Source organism: Paenibacillus protaetiae (genome assembly GCF_004135365.1).
Lineage (GTDB): Bacteria > Bacillota > Bacilli > Paenibacillales > Paenibacillaceae > Paenibacillus_AP > Paenibacillus_AP protaetiae.
In genome coordinates this window covers 1,010,015-1,030,744 of the sequence record NZ_CP035492.1, presented here as the reverse complement: position 1 = coordinate 1,030,744, position 20,730 = coordinate 1,010,015, and the positions used below count along the sequence as shown (strand labels likewise).

At 51.1% G+C, this 20,730-nt stretch carries 21 protein-coding genes and 1 other annotated feature; of the genes, 1 reads left to right on the top strand and 20 read right to left on the bottom strand.

Annotated features, from left to right (window positions below):
- Positions 1-45: 45 nt before the first annotated feature.
- Positions 46-1,050, top strand: coding sequence for a type I glyceraldehyde-3-phosphate dehydrogenase (gene gap, locus ET464_RS04580; RefSeq protein WP_129438635.1), 1,005 nt, complete (start codon positions 46-48; stop codon positions 1,048-1,050).
- A 61-nt stretch (positions 1,051-1,111) separates the two neighbouring features.
- On the opposite strand, the gene asd is transcribed toward gap, so the two are convergent.
- The 20 genes from asd to ET464_RS04485 all read right to left on the bottom strand — a co-directional run bounded on the left by asd (position 1,112) and on the right by ET464_RS04485 (position 20,712).
- Positions 1,112-2,197 carry an aspartate-semialdehyde dehydrogenase gene (gene asd, locus ET464_RS04575; RefSeq protein WP_129438633.1) on the bottom strand — a complete coding sequence of 362 codons (1,086 nt, stop codon included), beginning with the start codon at positions 2,195-2,197 and terminating at the stop codon, positions 1,112-1,114.
- A 116-nt stretch (positions 2,198-2,313) separates the two neighbouring features.
- Positions 2,314-2,583 (bottom strand) — a binding site (T-box leader).
- Between the two features lie 100 nt (positions 2,584-2,683).
- Positions 2,684-3,643, bottom strand: a complete 960-nt coding sequence (locus ET464_RS04570; RefSeq protein ID WP_129438631.1) for an acetylxylan esterase — start codon at positions 3,641-3,643, stop codon at positions 2,684-2,686.
- Positions 3,644-3,788: 145 nt separating this feature from the next.
- On the bottom strand, positions 3,789-5,114 hold the full coding sequence (locus tag ET464_RS04565) for an LLM class flavin-dependent oxidoreductase (protein ID WP_129438629.1): 1,326 nt from the start codon (positions 5,112-5,114) through the stop codon (positions 3,789-3,791).
- A 17-nt stretch (positions 5,115-5,131) separates the two neighbouring features.
- Positions 5,132-6,376, bottom strand: coding sequence for an MFS transporter (locus ET464_RS04560; RefSeq protein WP_129438627.1), 1,245 nt, complete (start codon positions 6,374-6,376; stop codon positions 5,132-5,134).
- A 51-nt stretch (positions 6,377-6,427) separates the two neighbouring features.
- Positions 6,428-6,973 carry an OsmC family protein gene (locus tag ET464_RS04555; protein WP_129438625.1) on the bottom strand — a complete coding sequence of 182 codons (546 nt, stop codon included), beginning with the start codon at positions 6,971-6,973 and terminating at the stop codon, positions 6,428-6,430.
- Positions 6,974-7,243: 270 nt separating this feature from the next.
- Positions 7,244-8,206: a D-2-hydroxyacid dehydrogenase family protein gene (locus tag ET464_RS04550; RefSeq protein WP_129438623.1), complete on the bottom strand. Its 963-nt coding sequence runs from the start codon at positions 8,204-8,206 to the stop codon at positions 7,244-7,246.
- A gap of 157 nt (positions 8,207-8,363) precedes the next feature.
- Complete coding sequence (locus ET464_RS04545; RefSeq protein WP_129438621.1) at positions 8,364-9,845, bottom strand: DHA2 family efflux MFS transporter permease subunit; 1,482 nt, start codon at positions 9,843-9,845, stop codon at positions 8,364-8,366.
- Between the two features lie 290 nt (positions 9,846-10,135).
- Positions 10,136-10,735, bottom strand: a complete 600-nt coding sequence (locus ET464_RS04540) for a TetR/AcrR family transcriptional regulator (RefSeq protein ID WP_129438619.1) — start codon at positions 10,733-10,735, stop codon at positions 10,136-10,138.
- Complete coding sequence (locus ET464_RS04535) at positions 10,735-11,616, bottom strand: 3-hydroxyacyl-CoA dehydrogenase (RefSeq protein WP_129438617.1); 882 nt, start codon at positions 11,614-11,616, stop codon at positions 10,735-10,737. The genes ET464_RS04540 and ET464_RS04535 overlap by 1 nt, the downstream gene beginning before the upstream one ends.
- A 164-nt stretch (positions 11,617-11,780) precedes the next feature.
- The gene (locus ET464_RS04530) at positions 11,781-11,978 is read right to left on the bottom strand and encodes a cysteine-rich CWC family protein (protein ID WP_129438615.1); all 198 of its coding nucleotides are present in this window, start codon (positions 11,976-11,978) and stop codon (positions 11,781-11,783) included.
- Between the two features lie 123 nt (positions 11,979-12,101).
- Positions 12,102-12,917 (bottom strand): bifunctional hydroxymethylpyrimidine kinase/phosphomethylpyrimidine kinase, encoded by an 816-nt coding sequence (thiD, locus tag ET464_RS04525; protein WP_129438613.1) that lies wholly within the window; start codon positions 12,915-12,917, stop codon positions 12,102-12,104.
- A gap of 84 nt (positions 12,918-13,001) precedes the next feature.
- Positions 13,002-13,181, bottom strand: a complete 180-nt coding sequence (locus ET464_RS04520; protein ID WP_129438611.1) for a hypothetical protein — start codon at positions 13,179-13,181, stop codon at positions 13,002-13,004.
- A gap of 115 nt (positions 13,182-13,296) precedes the next feature.
- On the bottom strand, positions 13,297-13,470 hold the full coding sequence (locus ET464_RS19735; protein WP_165279895.1) for a hypothetical protein: 174 nt from the start codon (positions 13,468-13,470) through the stop codon (positions 13,297-13,299).
- Positions 13,471-13,709: 239 nt separating this feature from the next.
- Positions 13,710-14,696, bottom strand: a complete 987-nt coding sequence (locus ET464_RS04515) for a Gfo/Idh/MocA family protein (protein ID WP_129438609.1) — start codon at positions 14,694-14,696, stop codon at positions 13,710-13,712.
- A 6-nt stretch (positions 14,697-14,702) separates the two neighbouring features.
- Positions 14,703-15,671: a 2-hydroxyacid dehydrogenase gene (locus ET464_RS04510; RefSeq protein ID WP_129438607.1), complete on the bottom strand. Its 969-nt coding sequence runs from the start codon at positions 15,669-15,671 to the stop codon at positions 14,703-14,705.
- Positions 15,668-16,876 (bottom strand): MFS transporter, encoded by a 1,209-nt coding sequence (locus ET464_RS04505; RefSeq protein WP_129438605.1) that lies wholly within the window; start codon positions 16,874-16,876, stop codon positions 15,668-15,670. The genes ET464_RS04510 and ET464_RS04505 overlap by 4 nt, the downstream gene beginning before the upstream one ends.
- 170 nt (positions 16,877-17,046) lie before the next feature.
- Positions 17,047-17,931: a radical SAM/SPASM domain-containing protein gene (locus tag ET464_RS04500; RefSeq protein WP_129438604.1), complete on the bottom strand. Its 885-nt coding sequence runs from the start codon at positions 17,929-17,931 to the stop codon at positions 17,047-17,049.
- Between the two features lie 101 nt (positions 17,932-18,032).
- Positions 18,033-18,689, bottom strand: a complete 657-nt coding sequence (locus ET464_RS04495) for a hypothetical protein (RefSeq protein WP_129438602.1) — start codon at positions 18,687-18,689, stop codon at positions 18,033-18,035.
- A 33-nt stretch (positions 18,690-18,722) separates the two neighbouring features.
- Positions 18,723-19,205, bottom strand: coding sequence for a hypothetical protein (locus ET464_RS04490; protein WP_129438600.1), 483 nt, complete (start codon positions 19,203-19,205; stop codon positions 18,723-18,725).
- Between the two features lie 127 nt (positions 19,206-19,332).
- Positions 19,333-20,712: an aldehyde dehydrogenase gene (locus ET464_RS04485; RefSeq protein WP_129444084.1), complete on the bottom strand. Its 1,380-nt coding sequence runs from the start codon at positions 20,710-20,712 to the stop codon at positions 19,333-19,335.
- Positions 20,713-20,730 lie beyond the last annotated feature (18 nt).

The window sequence follows — 20,730 nt, the reverse complement described above, 5'->3', positions numbered from 1 at the left end:
ATACTATAATGTGGTTGCACCTAACTGTATAGGAGGTTTGTATAAATGTCAAAACGGATAGGGATTAACGGTTTCGGGAGAATCGGCAGGCTTGTGCTGCGCCGCATACTGGAAGTATCGGATGATCTTGAGGTTGTCGCAATCAATGACTTGACCAAGCCCAAAGTGCTTGCTCATCTGCTTCAATTTGATTCCTCTTATCACAAATTCAGCGGCACCGTTGAAGCAACGGAAAATTCAATCATTGTAAACGGCAAAGAAATTAAAGTGTATGCCGAGCGGGACGCACACAACATCCCTTGGGCGCAAGAGAAGGTAGATGTTGTGGTGGAATCCACCGGCTTCTATACATCGGAAGAAAAGTCGAAAGCCCATCTGGCTGCCGGCGCCAAAAAAGTGCTGATCTCCGCCCCGGCGGGCAATATGAAAACAATCGTATACAACGTAAACGACGACATATTGGACAGCGGCGATACGATTGTTTCGGTCGCTTCCTGCACAACCAACTGTCTCGCGCCGCTGGCCAAAGCTGTTAACGACGCCTTTGGCATTCGGGTTGGCACGATGACTACCGTCCATGCCTATACCGGAACGCAATCTTTGGTGGACGGCCCAAGAGGCGATGATCTTAGAGCGGCAAGAGCGGCAGCAATTAACGTCATCCCGCACACGACAGGCGCTGCTAAAGCGATTGGCCTGGTCATTCCGGAGCTGAACGGCAAGCTGCAGGGACATGCCCAGCGGGTTCCCGTTATTACTGGTTCCGTTACCGAGCTGGTCTGCTTGCTTAATCAGAAGGTCACTGCTGACGAAGTGAATGCCGCCGTCAAAAAAGCAACCGAAAACAATGAATCATTTGGCTACACCGACCTGCCAATTGTGTCCACCGACGTAATCGGCATTCACTTCGGTTCATTGTTTGACGCTACCCAGACGGAAGTGACTTCCTTCGGCGACGATCAGCTGGTGAAGGTTGTAGCCTGGTACGATAACGAATACGGCTTTACAACGCAGCTGGTCCGAACGCTTGAAAAATACGCCAATCTGTAAAGCTAAAAAAAGCAGCAAGCCCCCGTCAACGGGAAGCTTGCTGCTTATCATTTTGCAGCGTTTATTTAGGCTGAATGTAACCTTCCGCTTTCAGCAGCTCTGCAATCAGTACAGCGCCGCCTGCCGCGCCGCGCAGCGTGTTATGCGACAAGCCTACGAATTTGAAATCGTACAGCGAATCCTCGCGCAGACGGCCGACCGAAACGCCCATACCATGTTCGATATCGCGATCCAGCTTCGTTTGCGGACGGTTTTCTTCCTCGAAATACGTAATAAATTGTTTAGGCGCGCTTGGCAAGCCCAGCTCCTGCGGGCGTCCTTTGTATTGTCTCCAGCGTTCGATAATTTCTTCCTTGGAAGGCGTTTGCTCGAACGAAGCAAATACGGTAGCCAAATGTCCGTCCGCAACCGGCACGCGGATACATTGCGTCGTAATGATCGGGGAGCTTGCTTTTACAATCTCGCCGTTTACAACGCTGCCCCAGATGCGGAGCGGCTCCTGCTCGCTTTTTTCCTCTTCCCCGCCAATGTACGGAATGACATTATCAATCATTTCCGGCCAGTCGGTAAAGTTTTTGCCGGCGCCGGAAATCGCCTGATACGTGGAAGCGACCACTTTCGTCGGTTTGAAATCCAGCAGCGCATGGAGCGCCGGCACATAGCTTTGAATGGAGCAGTTCGGCTTTACCGCAATAAATCCGGTAGAAGTGCCCAGACGTTTCCGCTGCGCTTCGATTACCTCGATATGGCCCGGATTAATTTCCGGAATGACCATCGGAACGTCGGGCGTCCAGCGGTGTGCCGAGTTGTTGGAAATAACAGGCGTACCTGTTTGGGCATACGCCTCTTCCAGCGCAACAATCTCGTTTTTCTTCATATCAACAGCGCAAAAGATGAAGTCGACCTGGGAGGCGAACGCCTCCACTTTGGAAGCGTCCTGTACGACGATTGATTTAACGCTTTCCGGAATAGGACCGGACATTTTCCATCTATGCTGAACCGATTCCTCGTATGTTTTGCCTGCTGAACCCGCGCTTGCTGCAATAGCCGTAACTTCAAACCACGGATGCTGATCCAGCAATTGAACGAAACGCTGGCCAACCATGCCCGTTCCGCCCACAATACCCGCTTTCAATTTTTGAGACATTCCGAATCCATTCCTTTCGAGTTGGCATCATAGGTTATGCGTCTTTTAGTTTACTATTCAAACTTGTCGAAATGGTGTATGAAACAAATAAAAAATCCCACCCCCAAGACCGTAGTCTTAGGGACGAGATTGGAATACTCGTGGTACCACCCCAGATTCACCGGCAAGTCGCCATGCCAGCCTCTTCGAGTACGATACCGCTATGCGGTACATATACTCTAGCTCTGTAACAGGAGCTCCTGTCCCGCCATCCCCTCTGCCTGAAGCACGGATCCAACGGGCTGCTCGGAGTCTTTTTTTCAATAAACGTTTCTTTGCCCCTTTTCAGCTGGCGGAGCTCTCTGTAAAAGAATGCATTTATTTACTCGTCTCGTCATCGCATTTGTTATTGCGACTATAATAACAAAAAAACAGCCTTCAGGTAAATATAAATTTTTCGAAAAAACGATAACTTTCCGCCTGACTTTTGTGCCGGTTGAATCGTTGCTACAGCTTTATGAAAAACTGCATCGTTTTATCATGAAAGCCCGGCAGATGCTCGTGGCCGAAATCCGGGAATATTTCAACCTGCTTTGGCGCTTGAATTTTATTGTAAGCGGCAAACTGCGTAGACGGCGGGCAGACGGTATCGCTTAACCCGACAGCCATCAGCACTTCCCCTTGAATGCGGTCCGCCAGATGCTGAATATCAATATAGCCCAGCTTTGTAAAAATATCATTCTCGCGTTTATGCTGCGGATCAAAGTGGCGGAAAAACGTCTTCAGCTCGGAATAGGCATCTTTCGCTAAATCCATCTCCCATACGCGCAAATAGTCGCTCAGGAACGGGAACACCGGCGCCAGTCGTTTAATGCGCGGCTCCAGCGCGGCGCAGGCGATTGTAAGCGCCCCGCCCTGCGAACCGCCAAACGCGCCTACGCGCGTCGGATCGACTTCCGGCATGCTCATCGCAATACCGGCCAGCTGCGCCGCATCCAAAAAGATATGACGGAACAGCAGATTGTCCGGATCGTCATTCAATCCGCGTATAAAGTGGCCGTTTAACGTCGTCCCTTTTACGCCGCCCGTGTCCTCCGATCTGCCGCCTTGTCCGCGGCAGTCCATCGAAAACAGCGAAAAACCAAGCGCAGCATAACCAAGCTTGTCCTGCCAGTCGCCGGAACTGCCCGAATAGCCGTGAAATTGCACGACGGCCGGATGTGGTCCGGGCACATTTTTCGGGCGAATATATTTGGCATATATCCGCGCGCCCCGAACACCTGTGAAATAGAGATCAAAGCAATCGGCAAAAGGCACCTGGAATTCGCTTGGCACCAGCTCTACCTGCGGATCAACCGCTTTCATTTCTGCAAGGGCACGCTCCCAGTATGCTGCATGATCCGACGGCTTCGGATTGCGTCCTTCATAAAGATACAGCTCGGATAACGGTTTGTCGATTAACGGCATAAACTCATCCCTTTTTGTGTAATGGTATACGTCATCTTATATGTATTAGCCGCGCACGTTCAATCTCCTTCCGTATCCGTTCCACACAAAAACCGCCCCTTATCGGCTTCGTAAAGCCAGGGGCGGTGGTTAAGTATGCAGCAGCTTACACTTGTTCCGCTGTTTTCGCGTAACGGTTTTGAGGGACAGGAAGCCCCAGGTGGCTTCTTAATGTGCCGCCTTCATAGTCTTTGCGGAATATCCCGCGCTCCTGCAAAATAGGAACGACCAGTTCAACAAAATCGGCAAGGCCGTTTGGCACAACTGTTCTGACATTAAAGCCGTCTGCGGCGCCTTCTTCAAACCATTGCTGGATTTGATCGGCTACAGCTTCCGGCGTTCCGATAAAGCCCGTTCGCGGCGTCGAGGCGCGAAGCGCAACTTGCCGTAAGGTCAAGCCTTGTTCCTTCGCTTCCCGCTTGATTTTATCCGTTGTGCTCCGGAACGAATTTTGGCCTAAATCGCCCAGATCAGGGAACGGTTCATCCAGCGGGAATTGCGAGAAGTCATAATGTTCGAAATAACGCCCCAAATAAAGCAGCGCCTGGTCAATCGCTACGAGTTCCGCAATCTCCTCATATTTTCGCTCCGCCTCTTCCTGCGTCCTGCCTACAATCGGTCCAAGGCTCGGCATAATGACGATATGATCAGGGTTCCGCCCATAAGCTGCCGCCCGCACTTTCACATCCTGATAGAACGCCTTCGCTTCTTCTATTGTCTCGGGAGCCGTGTAGACGGCATCCGCGGACTTCGCTGCGAGTTGCTTGCCGGGTTCGGAGGAGCCGGCCTGAAATACAACCGGGTATCCCTGTCTGGAGCGGGCAACATTCAGCGGCCCCTGTACGGCAAAAAAAGCTCCTTTATGATTTAACGGATGCATCTTCGACGGATCAAAGAAGACGCCGCCGGCTTTATCGCCTACAAAAGCGTCATCCTCCCAAGAATCCCACAGTCCCTTCACAACGGACAGATGCTCTTCGGCAATTTCATATCGCAGCGCGTGGTCCGGATGTTCGCCTTTCCCGAAATTAAGCGCGGAGCCTTCGAGCGGCGAAGTGACGACGTTCCATCCTGCCCGCCCGCCGCTCAGCTGATCAATGGAAGCAAATTGGCGCGCCACCGTAAAAGGTTCACTGTACGAGGTCGACAAAGTGCCGACAAGCCCGATATGGCTTGTAACCGAAGCAAGCGCGGACAGAAGGGTGAGCGGCTCAAACCGGTTCAAAAAATGCGGGTTCGACTTCTCGTTAATATACAAACCGTCCGCAATAAAGAGAAGATCAAACTTCCCCTTCTCTGCAATTTTCGCCTGTTCCTTGTAAAAATCGAGGCTGACACTGGCATTGATCGGTACCGAAGGATGCCTCCAAAATGAAATGCTGTTGCCGACGCCGTTCAAATTGGCGCCAAGCTTCAGTTGGCGTTTGGCCATAAACACGTACCTCCTCTTTAAATTTGTTCTTGACTGCCGGCAGAGCTTGTACCGGCCAGCGCCGATCCTTCCGCCGCCTCCGGCTTGCGGGACCGGGATACGTAAGCCGCCCATACCCGCCAAGCGGCAAGGAGCAACACGATTCCCGTCAGTAAAAACACGTAAGGAATGCCGATCCATCCGCCCAGAAATCCGCCCAGCAGCGGACCGGCAACGATGCCGAATTGATTGGAGGATTGACTTAAGCTGACCGCCCGCCCGCGGAAATCTTTATCCGCGTATTGAATGATTAAAGCATTCAGCGCCGGATAGACCGCAGCAAAAAACAACCCGTATACAAAGCGCAAAATGCCAAAGCCGGCGAGCTGATGAACAGCAAGCTGGAGTATGTTGCCGATACCTCCGCCGATCAAGCCGACCAGCAGCGTCTTCTCGTACCCGATCCGCCCGCCGATCTTCCCCCAGCGCGGCCCCATCAGAACAGTGGCAACGCCTACCGCAGAAAAAACAATCCCCGAGCTAAGCGTAGCGTTATCCGCGCTTCCGCCGATTTGTACGACATAAATCGTCAGCAGCGGTTCCAAAATGAGCACCGAAGTGGATACTAGCAAAATAAGGCCGTAAATGCGCAGCAGACCCGGCGTAGAACCCGCCTGCTTTAAATCCTGCCATACACTTGGACGTCTTCCGGTGCTGCGCTTATGCACTTCTTTGACCGCCAAAATAATAAAAGCGGAGATAAGCGTTATTGCAAAAGAAGCAATAAAGCAGCCGCGCAGCCCGATCCAATGGCTGAGCACCCCTCCGGCCAGCGGTCCTAATATGCCGCCAGCTGCAGTCGAGGTGGAAATAACGCCAAGCGCATAGCCAACATGCTTTTCAGGCGTGTTGGTGCCGACTAGCGCAACGGAAGCGGGGCTAAAGCCCGCCATCAAGCCTTGAAACACCCGCACAAGAATAAACGTAAGCGGGTCTTGGACAAAAAAATTGGCCAGATGCGCCAAAGCAAGCCCGACGCCGGAACGGAACAGCATCAGCTTGCTGCCGTATTTATCAGCCAGCGAACCCCAGAATGGCGCGCATAAGCCGCTGATCAGAAAACTGATTGAAATGGACACGCCGGCCCACGCTTCCACGCCGCTGTGAATGCCCAAATTATTTTGCAGGAACAGCGGAAAGAAAGGCACTGAAAGCGTATAAGCCATATGATTCAGAAACAAGCCGATCCATAAAATGTACAAATTGCGCTTCCAGTGCTCCACGGCTAGCGCCTCCGTTCTTTGACCGGCTGCCCTGCACTGGCAGCCGCCAAATCAGGCATGATGCGCCTCGGGGCGGTGCAGGACAAGCTGGCCTTCGATCTGCTGCGGATTTTGAAGCAGATTAAAAATCGGGCATACCCGCTCGATTTCCTCATGCAGCGCACGAATCGTTTCTTCGGATTCGTCCGACTCGATCAGCAGCTTGTAACGGATGTTATGCGGATATACGGGAATATGCTCATACCCCGATCTTCCGGCCAACGCATGCATTTCACCCTCCACCTCGACTTCCAGTGAGCGAAGCGACACTTTACGCTCCGCAGCTTGAATAAGCGCAATATGCGTCAGACAGCTGCCAAGCACGCCAAGCTGAAGCTCCGGCGAGGAAGGTCCGAGATCATAACCGGCAAAATCCGGAGGACTATCGCTGATTACCCGGTAGTCGCGAATGCGAATTTCGCGGACACCGCTGCGGCCAAGCGCTTTTACTTTCGCATTAAGTTTCGACACCGCTTTTTCCGGCTGCTGCTCCGACCGTTTGCGTCGGGCAATCAGCGCTTCTCTTTTGTGCTGCAAATATTCGTTTAAGTCTGCCATTGGAGATCACTCCCTGTTCAATAATTCGATATGATTACTTGGATATAACCACTATAGGGGAGGCGGAACAGGATGTATAATAGAAAAATATAATGTTGGATATATAATATTTCGATATAAACGATAAGTACGTGTTCTGCATGCCGGATTTGCAGCCCGGCCTATAACGGCAGCAGCCTGAATGGCAAAGAAGTTCTCTTTGCTTCATTCAGGCTGCTCCATGTTTTATATAAGGCTGCGGCTACAGCCGCGGGCTGCATAACACCCTTCTTACTGCTTTGCGTTTAAAATGCGAATCGGCGATCCGTCCAGGTATGCTTGAATATCCTCGACGATGCCGGTATAAAACTGACGGTATGAGGCCTCCGTTACATAACCGATATGCGGCGTTGCCAGCACATTCGGCAGCGTGCGGAACGGATCATCGGACGGCAGCGGCTCCTGCTCGTATACGTCTAATCCGGCGCCTGCAAGCGTGCCGCTGCGCAGCGCTTCTAGCAGCGCCTCCCGATCCACGATCGGGCCGCGCGATGTATTAATCAAATAAGCGGTTGGTTTCATCCGCTTAAGCTCTTCTGCGCCAATCAACCCTCTTGTGCGTTCGCCAAGCACGAGATGAATGGAGACAAAATCGCCGGTTTCCAGAACTTCCTCCTTGGAGGAAGCCCGCTTAACGCCTGCCGATGCCGCCCTTTCTTCCGTCAGATTGGGGCTCCAGGCCGTAACCTCCATTCCGAACGCTTGTCCAATGCGGGCTACTTTGCCTCCAATGTTGCCAAGACCAAGCAATCCAAGCCGTTTGCCATACAGATCGGCGCCAACTGTACTTTGCCATGGTCCTCCTGCGCGAAGCGATGCATTCTCCTGCACCAGCTTGCGGGCAAGCCCTAATATTAGCGCCCATGTCAGCTCCGTTGTCCCTTCGCCTCCGCCGCGTGTGCCGCAAACGGTGATGCCTTGCTCGGAAGCGGCATCCATATCAACCGAAGCGTTGCGCATGCCGGTTGTCACCAGCAGCTTCAGCTGTGGCAGCCGTTCAAGCAGCTGCCGGCGGAACGGCGTTCTCTCCCGCATTATAGCTATAATCTCGCAATCTTGGACGGCCTGCACCAGCTCATCTTCGCTCTCAAAATGATTATGAAATACTTTTACCTCCACACGTTCGGATACCGGCTGCCAATCGGCCATGGTTTCGGCAACCTGCTGATAATCATCCAATACGGCACATTTCATGCTGTTTTTCTCCTTTCAAACACCTGTATATTATTTATCTTGGCATATTGGCTGCAATTTGCCAAGCTTCCATTCGCTGCCTGTCCAGTAAATAAAGGCCGGCTGCCTCCTGCGAACAGGAGACAGCCGGCCGGCCGGGCATTAGTTTTATGCTATGTTATTCATGCTGGACCTGCTGAGCGGAAGCTTCAGCTCCGTTCTGCTGGTCTTCTTTAGGGGGATGTACTTTTTTAATGAAAAAGCCCAGAATAAGCGCCAATATCCCAACTAGGAAGGCAATAAAAAATGCATCATGCAAACCGGCTACCAATGCTTCAGCAGGACTGCCGTCAGGTTTGGATTTCAAGAAATCTTTGGTGCCGGAGGACATAATGCTAATAAACAATGCCGTGCCGATTGCGCCTGACACCTGCTGCAGCGTGTTCAGAATCGCTGTACCATGAGGGTACAGGTGGCGGGGCAGCTGATTGAGCCCGGTCGTTTGGGCTGGCATCATAACGAGAGAAATGCCGACCAGCAATATAATATGAAGCGTAATGACGTATCCCGCTGATGTACTTACCGAAATGCCGGTGAACAGCCACACCGCAAGCAATACCAGCACAATACCCGGCACAACCAGAAGGCGAGGCCCGTATTTGTCGAACAGCTTGCCGGATATCGGCGCCATAATCCCGTTAATAATGCCGCCGGGCATTAAAGTTAAGCCAGCCTTGAACGCCGTCATCAGCAAGGCGGTTTGGAGGAACAGCGGCAGCAAAATCATCGTCGAGAACAACGTCATCATTAACACGAGCATCAAGATGGTCACGAGCGTAAACATCGGAAACCGGAACGTCCGCAGCTCAAGCATCGGATTTTTCACCAGCAGCTGGCGGATGACAAACAATAGGATTCCGACGCCGCCGATCACGATAGTCCATACGACTTCAGGATCTGACCATGAGCCTTCCCCGGCTTTGCTGAAGCCGTATACGACCCCGCCAAAACCGATCGTAGATAAAATGATGGACCATACATCAACCTTTGGCCTAGTCAGATCGGATACGTTTTTCAAAAAAGCTGCTGCGAATACAATAGAGAATGCGGCCAGCGGGATGACCAGATAAAACAGCCAGCGCCAGTCCAGCTGATCAATGATTAAGCCGGCCAGTGTCGGGCCGATCGCCGGAGCGAACATAATGACGAGACCGATCATCCCCATCGCTCCGCCCCGTTTGTCCGGAGGAAAAATAACGAGGATTGTGTTCATCATAACAGGGAGCATAAGACCTGTGCCGAGAGCTTGAATGATCCGGCCGATCAGTAGCAGACTGAACGCCGGGGCGGTTCCGCATACAATTGTGCCGGCCAGAAACAAAATCATTGCAGATAAAAACATCTGCCTTGTCGTAAACCACTGCTGGAGCAGCGCCGTTACCGGAACAAGAATACCGATAACAAGCATATAAGCGGTAGACAGCCATTGAATCGTTGCCGGCGAGATGCTGAATTCTGTCATCAGGTCCGGAAAAGCGATGTTAAGCAGCGTTTCGTTCAAAATAGCTACGAATGCGCCAATAATGAGTGCAGCGACAATTGGCCCGCGCTTGATTTGGGTCAAATCGACAGCGGCGGTTGCTTCACTGGAAACATTCACGATTGGTTTGCTCTCCTCTCCACTTTATATTGATCTGTTGCACGCTCCTTATATTAGAACAGAAGCCCACTATTGTAAATGATTATCAGATATGGATCCCCCCCTTTTAAAGGCAGATAAGCCTGTTTTATAAAACATTTACACAGCCGTCCCGATTTCCGACAGCCGGCATACAAACTGGCTTCTGAATGCTTGTGCGAAAAAAAAACTGCACCTCCGGCCGGTTAGCAGTAGCCGTAAGAGGTGCAGTTCTAGCTTAAAGATTTATAGCTGCATGAAGCGGATCTTGCTTATCGCCGGCTTAGCCCTTTCAGCACGTAATCCGCTGCAAACCGGGCTGTCTCTTCCGGAGTCTGTGCCGGACCGCTCTGATTCAAGAACGGCAATTGTATGGAATACATCAGCGTCCCCATTACAAATCGTACGGCTGTATCCACGGATGGGCATTCAATGATATCGCACTGTTTGCAGGCTTGCAGTATTTGGCGCAAATGATCCCAGGAAGGCAGGAAAACATCGGTCAGCATATCCAGCCTCGGGCTGTTCATCAACAGCTCCTGCTGCAATATATTAATGAGCTCGTTCTCGCTGTAACGGTTCCGCACAAATTCCATGCAAAACTGTTTGAGCGCCTTCTCCGGATCGGCGAGATCGAACTGCTGGTTCCGGAATATTTCGCGAATCGGATTAAACAGCTCATAAAACAGCTTTTCTTTGCCGCCAAAATGATATGAGACAAGCGCTAAGGAGACATCTGCTTCCTCGCAAATCTGCCTTACCGAGGTCCCGTCGTATCCTCTTGTTGTAAATAACGTTTTGGCTGCGCGCAATATTTGCTCTTTTACTTCTTTATTTTTATCCGGTTCAGGAGGCGTTTGGGGCTTAGCCATTAATTGGACTTGCCCCCGTCTGTATAAGAATAGAAGCCTTCACCGGCCGCCTTGCCGAGTTTGCCTTTATCAATGTAGTCCGTTTTCAGCATGTCGGCGATTTTTTGGAATTCCGCATTGCCGGTAGCTTTAGCTTTCGCGAGCGAAATATGATATGCGGTGTTTATGCCAACAACGTCCAAAATCGCGAACGGACCAAGCGGGGCTCCCGTAGCGATTTTCCACGTTTTGTCGATTGTTTCCACGTCGGATATGCCTCTCGACAGCAATAGCTGCGCGGATTCAAGGAGCGGAACCAGCAGCGAGTTCAGAATATACCCCGGCTGCTCCTTATGGAGCGGCAAGGCCACCATGCCGATCGCTTCCGCGAATTGAAGGACATCCTGAAAAACATTCATGTCCGTGCCGGGATGCTTCATCACTTCTGCAGTATTGTTTTTCCATATTTCGTTGGCAAAATGAAGTGCCAAAAACTGAGCCGGCCGGCCGGTCGCTTCTGCGAATTGGCTCGGAAGCAGCGTTGACGAGTTCGTTGCAAATACCGTTTTTTGCGGTGCCGTTTTACCAAGCTCGTTATAAAATTTCACTTTAATGTCAACAACTTCGGGAATCGCTTCAATTACGAGATCCGCATCGGCCGTCGCCGCTGCCAGATCGCTGTAGAACGAAATCCGGCCATAAGCCTCGTTTACATCCTCTTGCGTTGCAGCCAAGTCCTCTTGATAACGTTTCTTTAATCCTTGAAGCCTCTCTTTGGCCGTTTCTAATACAGTATCATTAATGTCATAAATCGAAACCTGAAATCCTTTGAATGCGGTTTGAAAGGCGATTTGGCTGCCCAGAACGCCGCTGCCTGCTACTGTAATGTGTTTGTAGTTCATAGCTGTTCTCCTTTTGCGGGCTTGTTCTTCTTGTCCGCTTATAATTTGAACGTTCGTTTTGAACGACTGTTCAAATCAATCATAAAACGATTACAAGCGCTTGTCAAACCGATGGGAACATGATCTGCAAAACTGCATGCCGCCTTGCATCATAATTTATGAGGTTAATCATGCGGGGGATGCAAAGATAATGTGAGCGTTCTAAGACAATCGGGACAAATGCAGGCTTTGCCCTGCAGTTCTTTTGGTATAAGGGCAAGCACATCTTTAGGAAAAACAGCCTTGTAACACCAGCAAGGAACGTCCGGATGGCTATTCAAATTGCCGCAATAGCCGGACTTGCCGCAAAAAGGGCAATTCATTATTACTAAGCCTCCTTCCCATCTATCTGGCTGTACCAATACGTAAATTCATTCGCTGCCGTAAAAAAACAGCGCCCCAACAGTTAGTGAAATCTAACAATCGGGGCGCTGCATGTTACAAAATTACCGTTTTGCGCCTTCAAGCCGGTGTGCGGCATGGAGGGTTGGACCAACAAACTGATTCAGAGGAAAACCGCCGGCAATGGCTTTTGTAATAAAAGCTTTGCCTTCTTGCACCGCCTCGTGCATGGACAAGCCTTTAGCAAGGCCGGCTGTAATTGCAGCGGAAGTCGTGCAGCCCGCTCCATGCGTAAATGTCGTTTTTACGACAGGTGCTTCGTTCCATACGAAGTTTTTTCCGTCGTACAGCAAATCAATTGCTTTGCCCTCTTCGATCACACCGCGGTCTTTAATCAGCACATGCTTGGCGCCATGCTCATGAATAACAGCCGCAGCTTGCTGCATCATCTCGCGTGAGCGGATCGGGCCTGTTTTGGCAAGTTGAGACGCTTCGAACAGGTTAGGCGTAACGAGATCCGCGCCCGGAATCAGCACATCCAGCATCGCGTCAGTATTTTCCGGCTGCAGCACCTCGTCAGTGCCTTTGCAAACCATTACCGGGTCGATAACAATCCGGCTCAGGTTCGCCTTTTTCAAACGGGATGCAACCAGTTCAATAATATCAACCGAACCTAACATACCGGTCTTCATCGCATCAAAACCGATGCCGTCCAATACGGTGGAAAGCTGGGTCTCTACGATGTTCAAATCAATCGGAAATACGAGGTGATCCCAAGTATTCGGCTCCATTGCGACAATCGTCGTCAGGACGGTCATACCGTATACGCCCAGCTCCTGGAATGTTTTCAGGTCAGCTTGAATACCTGCGCCGCCGCTTGTATCCGAGCCTGCAATCGTTAATGTTTTAGGAATCGTCATGCTGGCAGAATCTCCTTTTGTTATACAGTTGGATACATCCTACAGCGAATAAATAAGGTTGTCAAATCGTTCTGTTTAATGTCATCACCCAATGCGGCAAGCACCCGGCTGTTCGATTCGCCGCAAATTCGGGAAAGAAAATCGAGAAGAATGCCAAGATGCTAATACTTGCTGCCGCCCATCAAAAAAAGCCGCTGGCTGCGGCTGCTCATAGCCAATAGAGCCGTAATCCAGCTCATCGCCGCCCGGAGTTGCCAGTTTCACCAGCAGCAGTCACTCCGGGCAGATAGATGCCAATCGCCCGTTGTGGCCGTTACAACCTGTACCCGATAGCCCAAATAAAAAGCCCGCGGTTTTCACCGCAGGCTCTTCGTCCATACTATTGCTTGTTGTTTAAAAATTGCAAATGGCCGCTTCCGTCATAATACACGGGCTTATTGTCGATTGCCGTCTCACGGGGAACAGTCACTTCAGGCACAGGCTGCGGGTTACTAGCATGTAATTGGAACTGGCCGCTTCCGTCATAATACACGGGCTTATTCGATGAACTCATAAACCGTAACACCTCCACTAGTTTTAAAAAAAAGCAACCCTTGCGTTTCTTCACGCTGCCTGAGCGGCTGATTGGCGGCACATTATGCGGGTGCCAATCCGCAAACAATAGCGCTTACATCAATCATTCGATATGTTCGCTTCATATCCTTCTTTTTACCTAATTTATTAGTTCGAAGGAAATGCATGCACGCAAAAAACCGCTTGCCTGTCCAGGCAAGCGGAAAGTAAAGGATTAGGTTATGATTCCATCGGGTATTGCAAACCCCATTGTTGACGCGCTTCGTCCAGCAGCTTCATAATGGCGAGCGATTCATCCAGCGTAATTGCGTCGCTTTCCAGCAGGCCTTCCTCCAGACAACGCGCTACTTCATCCGCTTCGTAATGGTACCCCAGGCTTGTACGGTCATCCGTAAACGTCTCCACCGCCTCGCCGTTTTGATAAAGCGCCGCGGAATGGGCATTAAAGAATGAAGGAACATGGATGGAGCCTTCCGTTCCATAGATATAGGCATCATTGCGAAGCCCGAGGCGAACGGCGCCGCTTAAGGATGCCGTTTTGCCGCCCTCATATGAAAGCAGAAGCGTAAACTGTTCGTCAACGCCGGTTTCGCCCAAAAAAGCCGTGCTCGCTAACGATTGCGGCTTGCTGCCGAAGATCATGGAGGCAAAGGAAACCGGATAGATGCCTACGTCCAGCAGTGCGCCGCCGCCCAGGTTCGGATCAAACAAACGGCTTGCCGGGTTAAACCCCGTCCGGAAGCCAAAATCCGCATCGACATGGAGTACGTCGCCGATACGCCCTTCTTTCAGCCATTGCTTTACTTGCACAACTGCCGGCAGCAGGCGGGTCCACATGCCTTCCATCAAAAACAGCTTGTTTTCTCTTGCGTAGGAAATAACCTCTTCCAGTTCGCCTGCGTTAATAGTAAACGGCTTTTCGCATAATACCGCTTTACCTGCGCGAAGGCATGCCAGCGTATTATCTTTATGGTACGGATGAGGGGTCGCCACATAGATCGCGTCAACTTCCGGATCATTTGCAAGCTCTTCATAGCTGCCATAAGCTTTAGGAATGCCGAATTTAGCGGCAAACTTTTCCGCACTTTCTTTCGTTCTCGACCCAACCGCATACGCTTGTCCGCTGCTGGAAAAAGGAAGATCACCCGTAAATTTTGAAGCAATGCTGCCTGTTCCTAAAATGCCCCATTTCAACACCTTTGTCATCGCCAGTCATCCTCTCTTCAATTCGTTTACGATATTGCGAGGTTCTTTCCCATACAAGGCGTCAATCAAATTGCCGGCGGCCAGCATCGCCATGTCCAGCCGCGTCGCTTCAGTTGCGGAACCGATATGCGGAAGCAAAACCACATTGTCGAGCTTCGTAAGCGGATGGCCCGCAGGAAGAGGCTCCAGTTCAAATACATCAAGGCCGGCCGCATAAAGTTTACGTTGTTCCAGCGCATCCACCAATGCTTGTTCATCAATGGTTTGCCCGCGTGACGCATTCACAAAAACTGCCGTCTGCTTCATAAGCGCAAACTCGGCTGCACCAAGCATTCCGCGTGTCTCCGGCGTCAGCGGCGTCATCAGCACAATAAAATCCGCCTCCTGGAGCAGCTCGTTTAACGGTTTGTAAACTGCGCCAAGCTGTTCTTCTGCCAGCCCGCTGCGGGAACGGTTATGGTAAATCACGTCCATGCCGAATCCAAGCTTGCCGCGCCTTGCAACCGCCTCGCCGATTCTGCCCATGCCGATAATGCCAAGCTTCCGGTGATGGACATCCAGCCCAAACAGGTTCAAGCCATCGCCTGCATGCCAGCGGCCATCCCGGACATAACGGTCAAGCTCCGGCACCCGGCGCGCTGCCGACAGCATAAGCGCAAAGATCAGATCCGCCACCGTATCGTCCAGCACACCCGGCGTATTCGTGCCAATAATGTTTCTCGCCTTCATGGCTGCGATATCAAAATTGTTATAGCCGACGCTGATGTTGCTAACCACCTTCAGGGCCGGTGCCCGGTCCAGCAGTTCCGGCGTAATCGGCTCTCCCCCTGTCGTCAGCAGCCCGTCCGCTTCAGCAAGCTTCGCATAATAGTCCTCTTTGTTTCCTTCTTCCCATTCCAGCAGCTGTACATGTTCCTTCAGATAGGTTTTTACTTCGTCACGCAGAGGTTTTGCAGCAACAACCTTCGGCATCATGTTGTTTGTACACCTTCCTTTACTTGAGAGGTTTGTTTGTGCGAACGGTAAACCGCCGCAATGATTAGAAACAGGCCGATGCTGAAGAGCGCGAGTATCCATATGGATTGGTTGACCTCCATATGGTCCATGCTCCATCCGGTAAACAGCGGCAGAACCGCTCCCCCTACGCCGCCGGATGCGATCATCAGGCTGGGCGTCTTCTCTTCAGCGCCAACAATCATCTTGCTGACGAATACGAGCGCGATGGAGAATACGCCGGAGAACGCCAGGCCAAGCAGCGCTACCACGGCAAAAGCCGACCATACCTGTCCCGCCAAAGGCAGCAGCATAAGAAGAACGGCGGCGGCGGCGCAGCTGAACAGCAGATATACTTTATATTGGACTTTCTCTGCCACATATCCTGCAAACAGCCGGGCAAATGACATCGCAATCCAGAAGCAGGTGACACTTAATGCAGAGCCGGCCTCCGACATTTGCAATTTGCGGATCAGAAACGCCGGCAAAAAGTTGGCAAGGCTCATCTCTGTCCCTACATACAAAAAGAAAAATAATATAAACAGAACAAGCATAACACGGTTTTTGCCCCTGTAGGCGAATTTGGCCTTCGATTGCGCTTTGCTTGCGGCAGAAGGCTTAACCCGTTCATCCAGCACCCGGTCGATTTCTCCGAAAGCGCTTTTCCACCAGAAAATAAACGTAATGGCTGCGAACAAGGCAATAACGAGAAAAGCCAGCCGCCAATAGCCTAAGGAAATTAAACCGCTTGCAGCAAGCGGCATGACCATCGCCCCGACGCCAAACAGCACTTCCAGGCGGCTCATCGCCACTGCCGCATTACTCGTAACGGCAGCTATTACAATCGTCCCGATGACAGCTTCAATCATTCCGAAGCCAAATCCGGCGATAGGCGCAACGACGTACAACAACCCCCATGGCAGCAGCAGCGAGTACAGCACCTCTGCTGCAAGCAGCAAACCTACGGCAAGAAGCAGCCCGTTCCGTTTGCCAATGCTGCGGTTAATAAGCGGCGACAATAACACGCCGCCGAGAAAACCGGCGAACTGCGCAAATATCAGCGTGCCGCCCAATCCGTAAGCTTTGCCGTAATGATCCAGCAAAACCGGAAGCACAGCCCCCAATACGACATGCGCAAGCCCGATCAGAAAATAAGAAAGCGAACCGATCCATATTATTTTTTTCATTTGAAGTCCTTTCTCAGATGCAAGATTCAACCCGATTATAAGCTACCCCTTGCCGGATAACTAGCATTCACGGGCAATTTGGTCAAGATTGCGGAAATCGTTGTCAACATCGCACAAAAGAAGCCGATTCGCAATGGAACCAGCTTCTTTTGTGCATATCAATTAGGTTGTTACGCTCCGGCGCCAAACCGTTTGCGGTATCCGCATTTGCGGCATAACTCCTCCACTGCTTCACGGCGGGAGAAGCCTTCATACAGCCGGTTAGCCCGTTCGCCTTCCACAATTTCCGAGAAAGGCGTCTCGTTAATATTGCCCAAATTTATAACGCCTTCGCCGTCCAGGCAGCATGGCACAACCGTGCCGTCCACCAGAATGCCTGCCTGATTGCGAAGCCCATGGCAAAATCCTTTGCCGTCATCCTCTTCGGCTTTCAAATCCGGCCAATCAAACTCATAATCCTGATTCAAATAAACCCGGTCCGCCAGCTTGATGCCTTTGCCCGGCGATACCCGCTCCTCGATGCGGTAGTCCAGCTCGAACGCTTGTTCAATCGCGCCTAAAATTTCGCGGTTCCGCTGTCTTTCCGCATTGGTCGCGTTATTTTCGTCCAAATTCCAAAGCCGAAGCGAAATAATCATATTCGTATGCTCCAGCGCTTCTCTAACGAACGATAAAATACTGCCGATGTAACCGTCTTTGTCTTTGGAACCGGCATGACCGTCGAAGCTGTGCAGCGAAAAATTCATTTGCCGGATGGCCGGCTTCGTCAGAAGAATCGGTTTAACCTTATGAAGCAGCGTGCCGTTTGTCGTAATATTCACCTGGAAGCCCCGCTCATGGCTCAGATCAAGCAGTTGGCCGATCTTGGGATGCATCAGCGGCTCGCCCTTCAGATGAAAGTAAATATAGTCGGTGTGAGGCCGGATTTGATCCAGCCGTTGCGTAAAGTCTTCAACGTTGATAAATCCTTTAGCCCGCTGCGTTTGCGGACAAAAGCTGCATGCCAAGTTGCATACGCTTGTAATTTCCATATAAAACTTTTTGAATTTTTTCATGCCGGCTTACTCCATTCTGTCATCGCTCTGCGATTCATTATATCATGAGTCAGCATAAGAGAGCTTACGGTACGCATCATTCTTATAATTAATATCCTTAATTATTTATGATATAAACTAAAGAGCTTTTCCTTTAACGGCTGCAGCGGGTTGCCGATTGTCACCGCCAGCTCACATTCCGCCAAGACGGCCGCATCAACCATAGATAACTGTGCTACGGAGATGCTCTTGTACGCTCCTCCGGCGAGCAGCTGCTTAAGCTCTTGTGCTACCGCTTGATCATATTGCTCCTTTTTGCCTTGCATAATAAGCTCAAAAACATTTTCAATGAGATGGGCTTGAATAAGGCTGCCGGATCGTCCATGCCTTCTCGCATATGCGGCCAGCCTGTCCATGGTGCCTTTCACCGTTGCCGGATTAGTAAATACGAATAGCTGTGGACCATCATTGCCGCAAATGGAAGCAAACAGCGGCTCATCTATAGCAATAACGGGAAGATTGCTTGATACCGGCTCTTCTTCATTATCAAGCAGCGCAATATATTGGGTGCAAGTGATGACTATCGCTTCTACGCCGGTGCCCGCTATCCAATGCAATTGTTCATGCACTTTTCTTTTGGCTTTGTCCAGATCCATGCCAGCGGCAACGCGGTTTATTAGGCCGGGATCTACAAAATGAATCAGATCCATGCCTTCAGCCGCTGCCTCGAGGTACGGTATATTTGAATAATGCGCATGCAAGCAGCCGATTTTGACCAATGATCTAATCTCCTTTGTCCCAAAAGCGAAGCGTTACTCCTCCCGCTGACTGGCTTGTTCCTGTTCCTGCAGCTGCACCAGTTCTTGGTACAGCAGCAGCAACTCCGCTTCCTTCGCCTGAATTTGCAGCTTCAGTTCATGGATTCGCGGATTGACGCCTTCCGGCGCGATCTGTCCCGCATCGGATTCAGGCACAAACCGGATCCGGCTTGTCCCGAACGTTTCTTCCGCCCAATCCTCCGCTTCTTCTTTCGATGTGCGCCGGTATATTTCTACGAATGTTTGAAAGATGGCATTTACCGTCTTGCGGCAATTCCAGCTAATAATCTCCAATTTTTGTTTGGCATGCGACACGGCGATCATCAGCTGAAAATCGTTCAGCTTGCCGCGTTCTGCTTCAACCCGGTCGATTTCTTCAATAAAATAAGGATACGCTTGGTTAAACAATTGAACTGCTTGGTTCAATTCTTCTTCGGAAATAATCGTTTCTTCATTCTCATGTTGATGGTCAGTCATAAGCTCTCCTTTCGCTCTTGCCATGACACGCACTACAGCATTCGTGAAATAGAGCTGGTTTGTATCGGTTCTGTTTCACGCATTCGTGAAATAGAGCTGGTTTGTATCGGTTTTATGTGAAAAAGGTTTATTTCATTACTTTTTTGAGCCAGCGCAATCCGTTCCTTGCAGAAGGGTACCGGAAAGCAAAATCAAACGCAGTCGTTTGCTTCAGCACGCTTTTGGCATGTGTAAACGTCTGAAAGCTGCTTTCGCCGTGATAACCGCCCATCCCGCTTTCTCCGACGCCGCCGAACGGCAAATAAGGCGTTGCGATATGCATAAGTGTGTCGTTTACGCAGCCCCCTCCAAACGGAATGCGATGCAGCAGCTCTTTCTCTACGTCCCGGTCGCCGGTAAACAAATAAAAAGCAAGCGGCTTCGGCCGGGCGGTAACTGCATCCACAACTTCGTCTGCCGAGCTGTAAGCCAAGATCGGCATAATCGGCCCGAATATTTCCTCCTGCATAACCGGCGATTCCCAATCCGCAATTTCGATGAAGGTTGGCGCTATCTTTAAGGCGTCCTCATCATATTGCCCGCCATGCACAATCGTCCCATCCTGCAACAACCGCACAAGCCGGTCAAAATGCCGCTTGTTTATGATCCGGCCGTAATCCGGATTGCTAAGCGGCTGATCGCCGTAAAAACGGACCGCTGCAGCCTTCAATTCATCCAGCAGCCTTCCCTTCACTTCCTGGTGGACAAGCAAGTAGTCCGGTGCGATACAGGTCTGGCCGGCATTCGTAAGCTTCCCGAACAAAATGCGTTTCGCAGCCAGCTTTAAGTCCGCATCGCGGTGGACGACACACGGGCTTTTGCCGCCAAGCTCCAGCGTAACCGGGATCAACCGCTTGGCCGCCGCCTCCATAACCGCTTTACCAACCGCTGTGCTGCCGGTAAAAAAAATATAATCAAACGGCTGCTCCAGCAGCGCGGTGCTCACTTCAACGCCGCCTTCGGCGGTCATGACCTCTTCCGGCGGAAACAAGCCGGACACTATGCCGGCAATGACGGCCGAGACATGCGGCGACAGCTCCGAAGGTTTAATGACAGCCGTATTTCCGCCGGCAATCGCGCCGACAAGCGGTGACATTACAAGCTGAAACGGGTAGTTCCAAGGGGCAATAATGAGCACCGTTCCGTACGGCTCACGGATAATAACGCCCCGCGAGCCGGCATGCGTCAGCGCGGTTTTTACTTTTTTCGGTTTAGCCCAGCGCTTCAAATGGCGCATCGTATGGCTGATTTCGGAATAAACAATCCCAATCTCCGTCATATACGCTTCCGTCTCGGATTTATTCAAATCTAGCCGCAATGCTTGCAGCAGTTCCGGTTCGCTCCGTTTGATCGCTTCTTTCAGCTTCGACAGCCTTTGCAGCCTGGCTGGGACGGATTTGTCCATAACGGTGAGCGCATGCGCCTTTTGCCGGGCGACCGCATCTTCCCACTTGCTGCCGGTAACCATACTCATCCATGTTTCCCC

What these genes read in the sequence shown, in the direction of transcription:
- asd (WP_129438633.1), bottom strand. Translation starts at nt 2,197, where the DNA reads ATGTCTCAAAAATTGAAAGCGGGTATTGTGGGCGGAACGGGCATGGTT.
- ET464_RS04540 (WP_129438619.1), bottom strand. Translation starts at nt 10,735, where the DNA reads ATGGCTAAGCCCCAAACGCCTCCTGAACCGGATAAAAATAAAGAAGTA.
- ET464_RS04570 (WP_129438631.1), bottom strand. Translation starts at nt 3,643, where the DNA reads ATGCCGTTAATCGACAAACCGTTATCCGAGCTGTATCTTTATGAAGGA.
- ET464_RS04490 (WP_129438600.1), bottom strand. Translation starts at nt 19,205, where the DNA reads ATGACTGACCATCAACATGAGAATGAAGAAACGATTATTTCCGAAGAA.
- ET464_RS04510 (WP_129438607.1), bottom strand. Translation starts at nt 15,671, where the DNA reads ATGATGCCGAAGGTTGTTGCTGCAAAACCTCTGCGTGACGAAGTAAAA.
- ET464_RS04500 (WP_129438604.1), bottom strand. Translation starts at nt 17,931, where the DNA reads ATGAAAAAATTCAAAAAGTTTTATATGGAAATTACAAGCGTATGCAAC.
- ET464_RS04535 (WP_129438617.1), bottom strand. Translation starts at nt 11,616, where the DNA reads ATGAACTACAAACACATTACAGTAGCAGGCAGCGGCGTTCTGGGCAGC.
- ET464_RS04565 (WP_129438629.1), bottom strand. Translation starts at nt 5,114, where the DNA reads ATGGCCAAACGCCAACTGAAGCTTGGCGCCAATTTGAACGGCGTCGGC.
- gap (WP_129438635.1), top strand. Translation starts at nt 46, where the DNA reads ATGTCAAAACGGATAGGGATTAACGGTTTCGGGAGAATCGGCAGGCTT.
- ET464_RS04550 (WP_129438623.1), bottom strand. Translation starts at nt 8,206, where the DNA reads ATGAAATGTGCCGTATTGGATGATTATCAGCAGGTTGCCGAAACCATG.
- ET464_RS04530 (WP_129438615.1), bottom strand. Translation starts at nt 11,978, where the DNA reads ATGAATTGCCCTTTTTGCGGCAAGTCCGGCTATTGCGGCAATTTGAAT.
- thiD (WP_129438613.1), bottom strand. Translation starts at nt 12,917, where the DNA reads ATGACGATTCCTAAAACATTAACGATTGCAGGCTCGGATACAAGCGGC.
- ET464_RS04515 (WP_129438609.1), bottom strand. Translation starts at nt 14,696, where the DNA reads ATGACAAAGGTGTTGAAATGGGGCATTTTAGGAACAGGCAGCATTGCT.
- ET464_RS04555 (WP_129438625.1), bottom strand. Translation starts at nt 6,973, where the DNA reads ATGGCAGACTTAAACGAATATTTGCAGCACAAAAGAGAAGCGCTGATT.
- ET464_RS19735 (WP_165279895.1), bottom strand. Translation starts at nt 13,470, where the DNA reads ATGAGTTCATCGAATAAGCCCGTGTATTATGACGGAAGCGGCCAGTTC.
- ET464_RS04485 (WP_129444084.1), bottom strand. Translation starts at nt 20,712, where the DNA reads ATGGTTACCGGCAGCAAGTGGGAAGATGCGGTCGCCCGGCAAAAGGCG.
- ET464_RS04505 (WP_129438605.1), bottom strand. Translation starts at nt 16,876, where the DNA reads ATGAAAAAAATAATATGGATCGGTTCGCTTTCTTATTTTCTGATCGGG.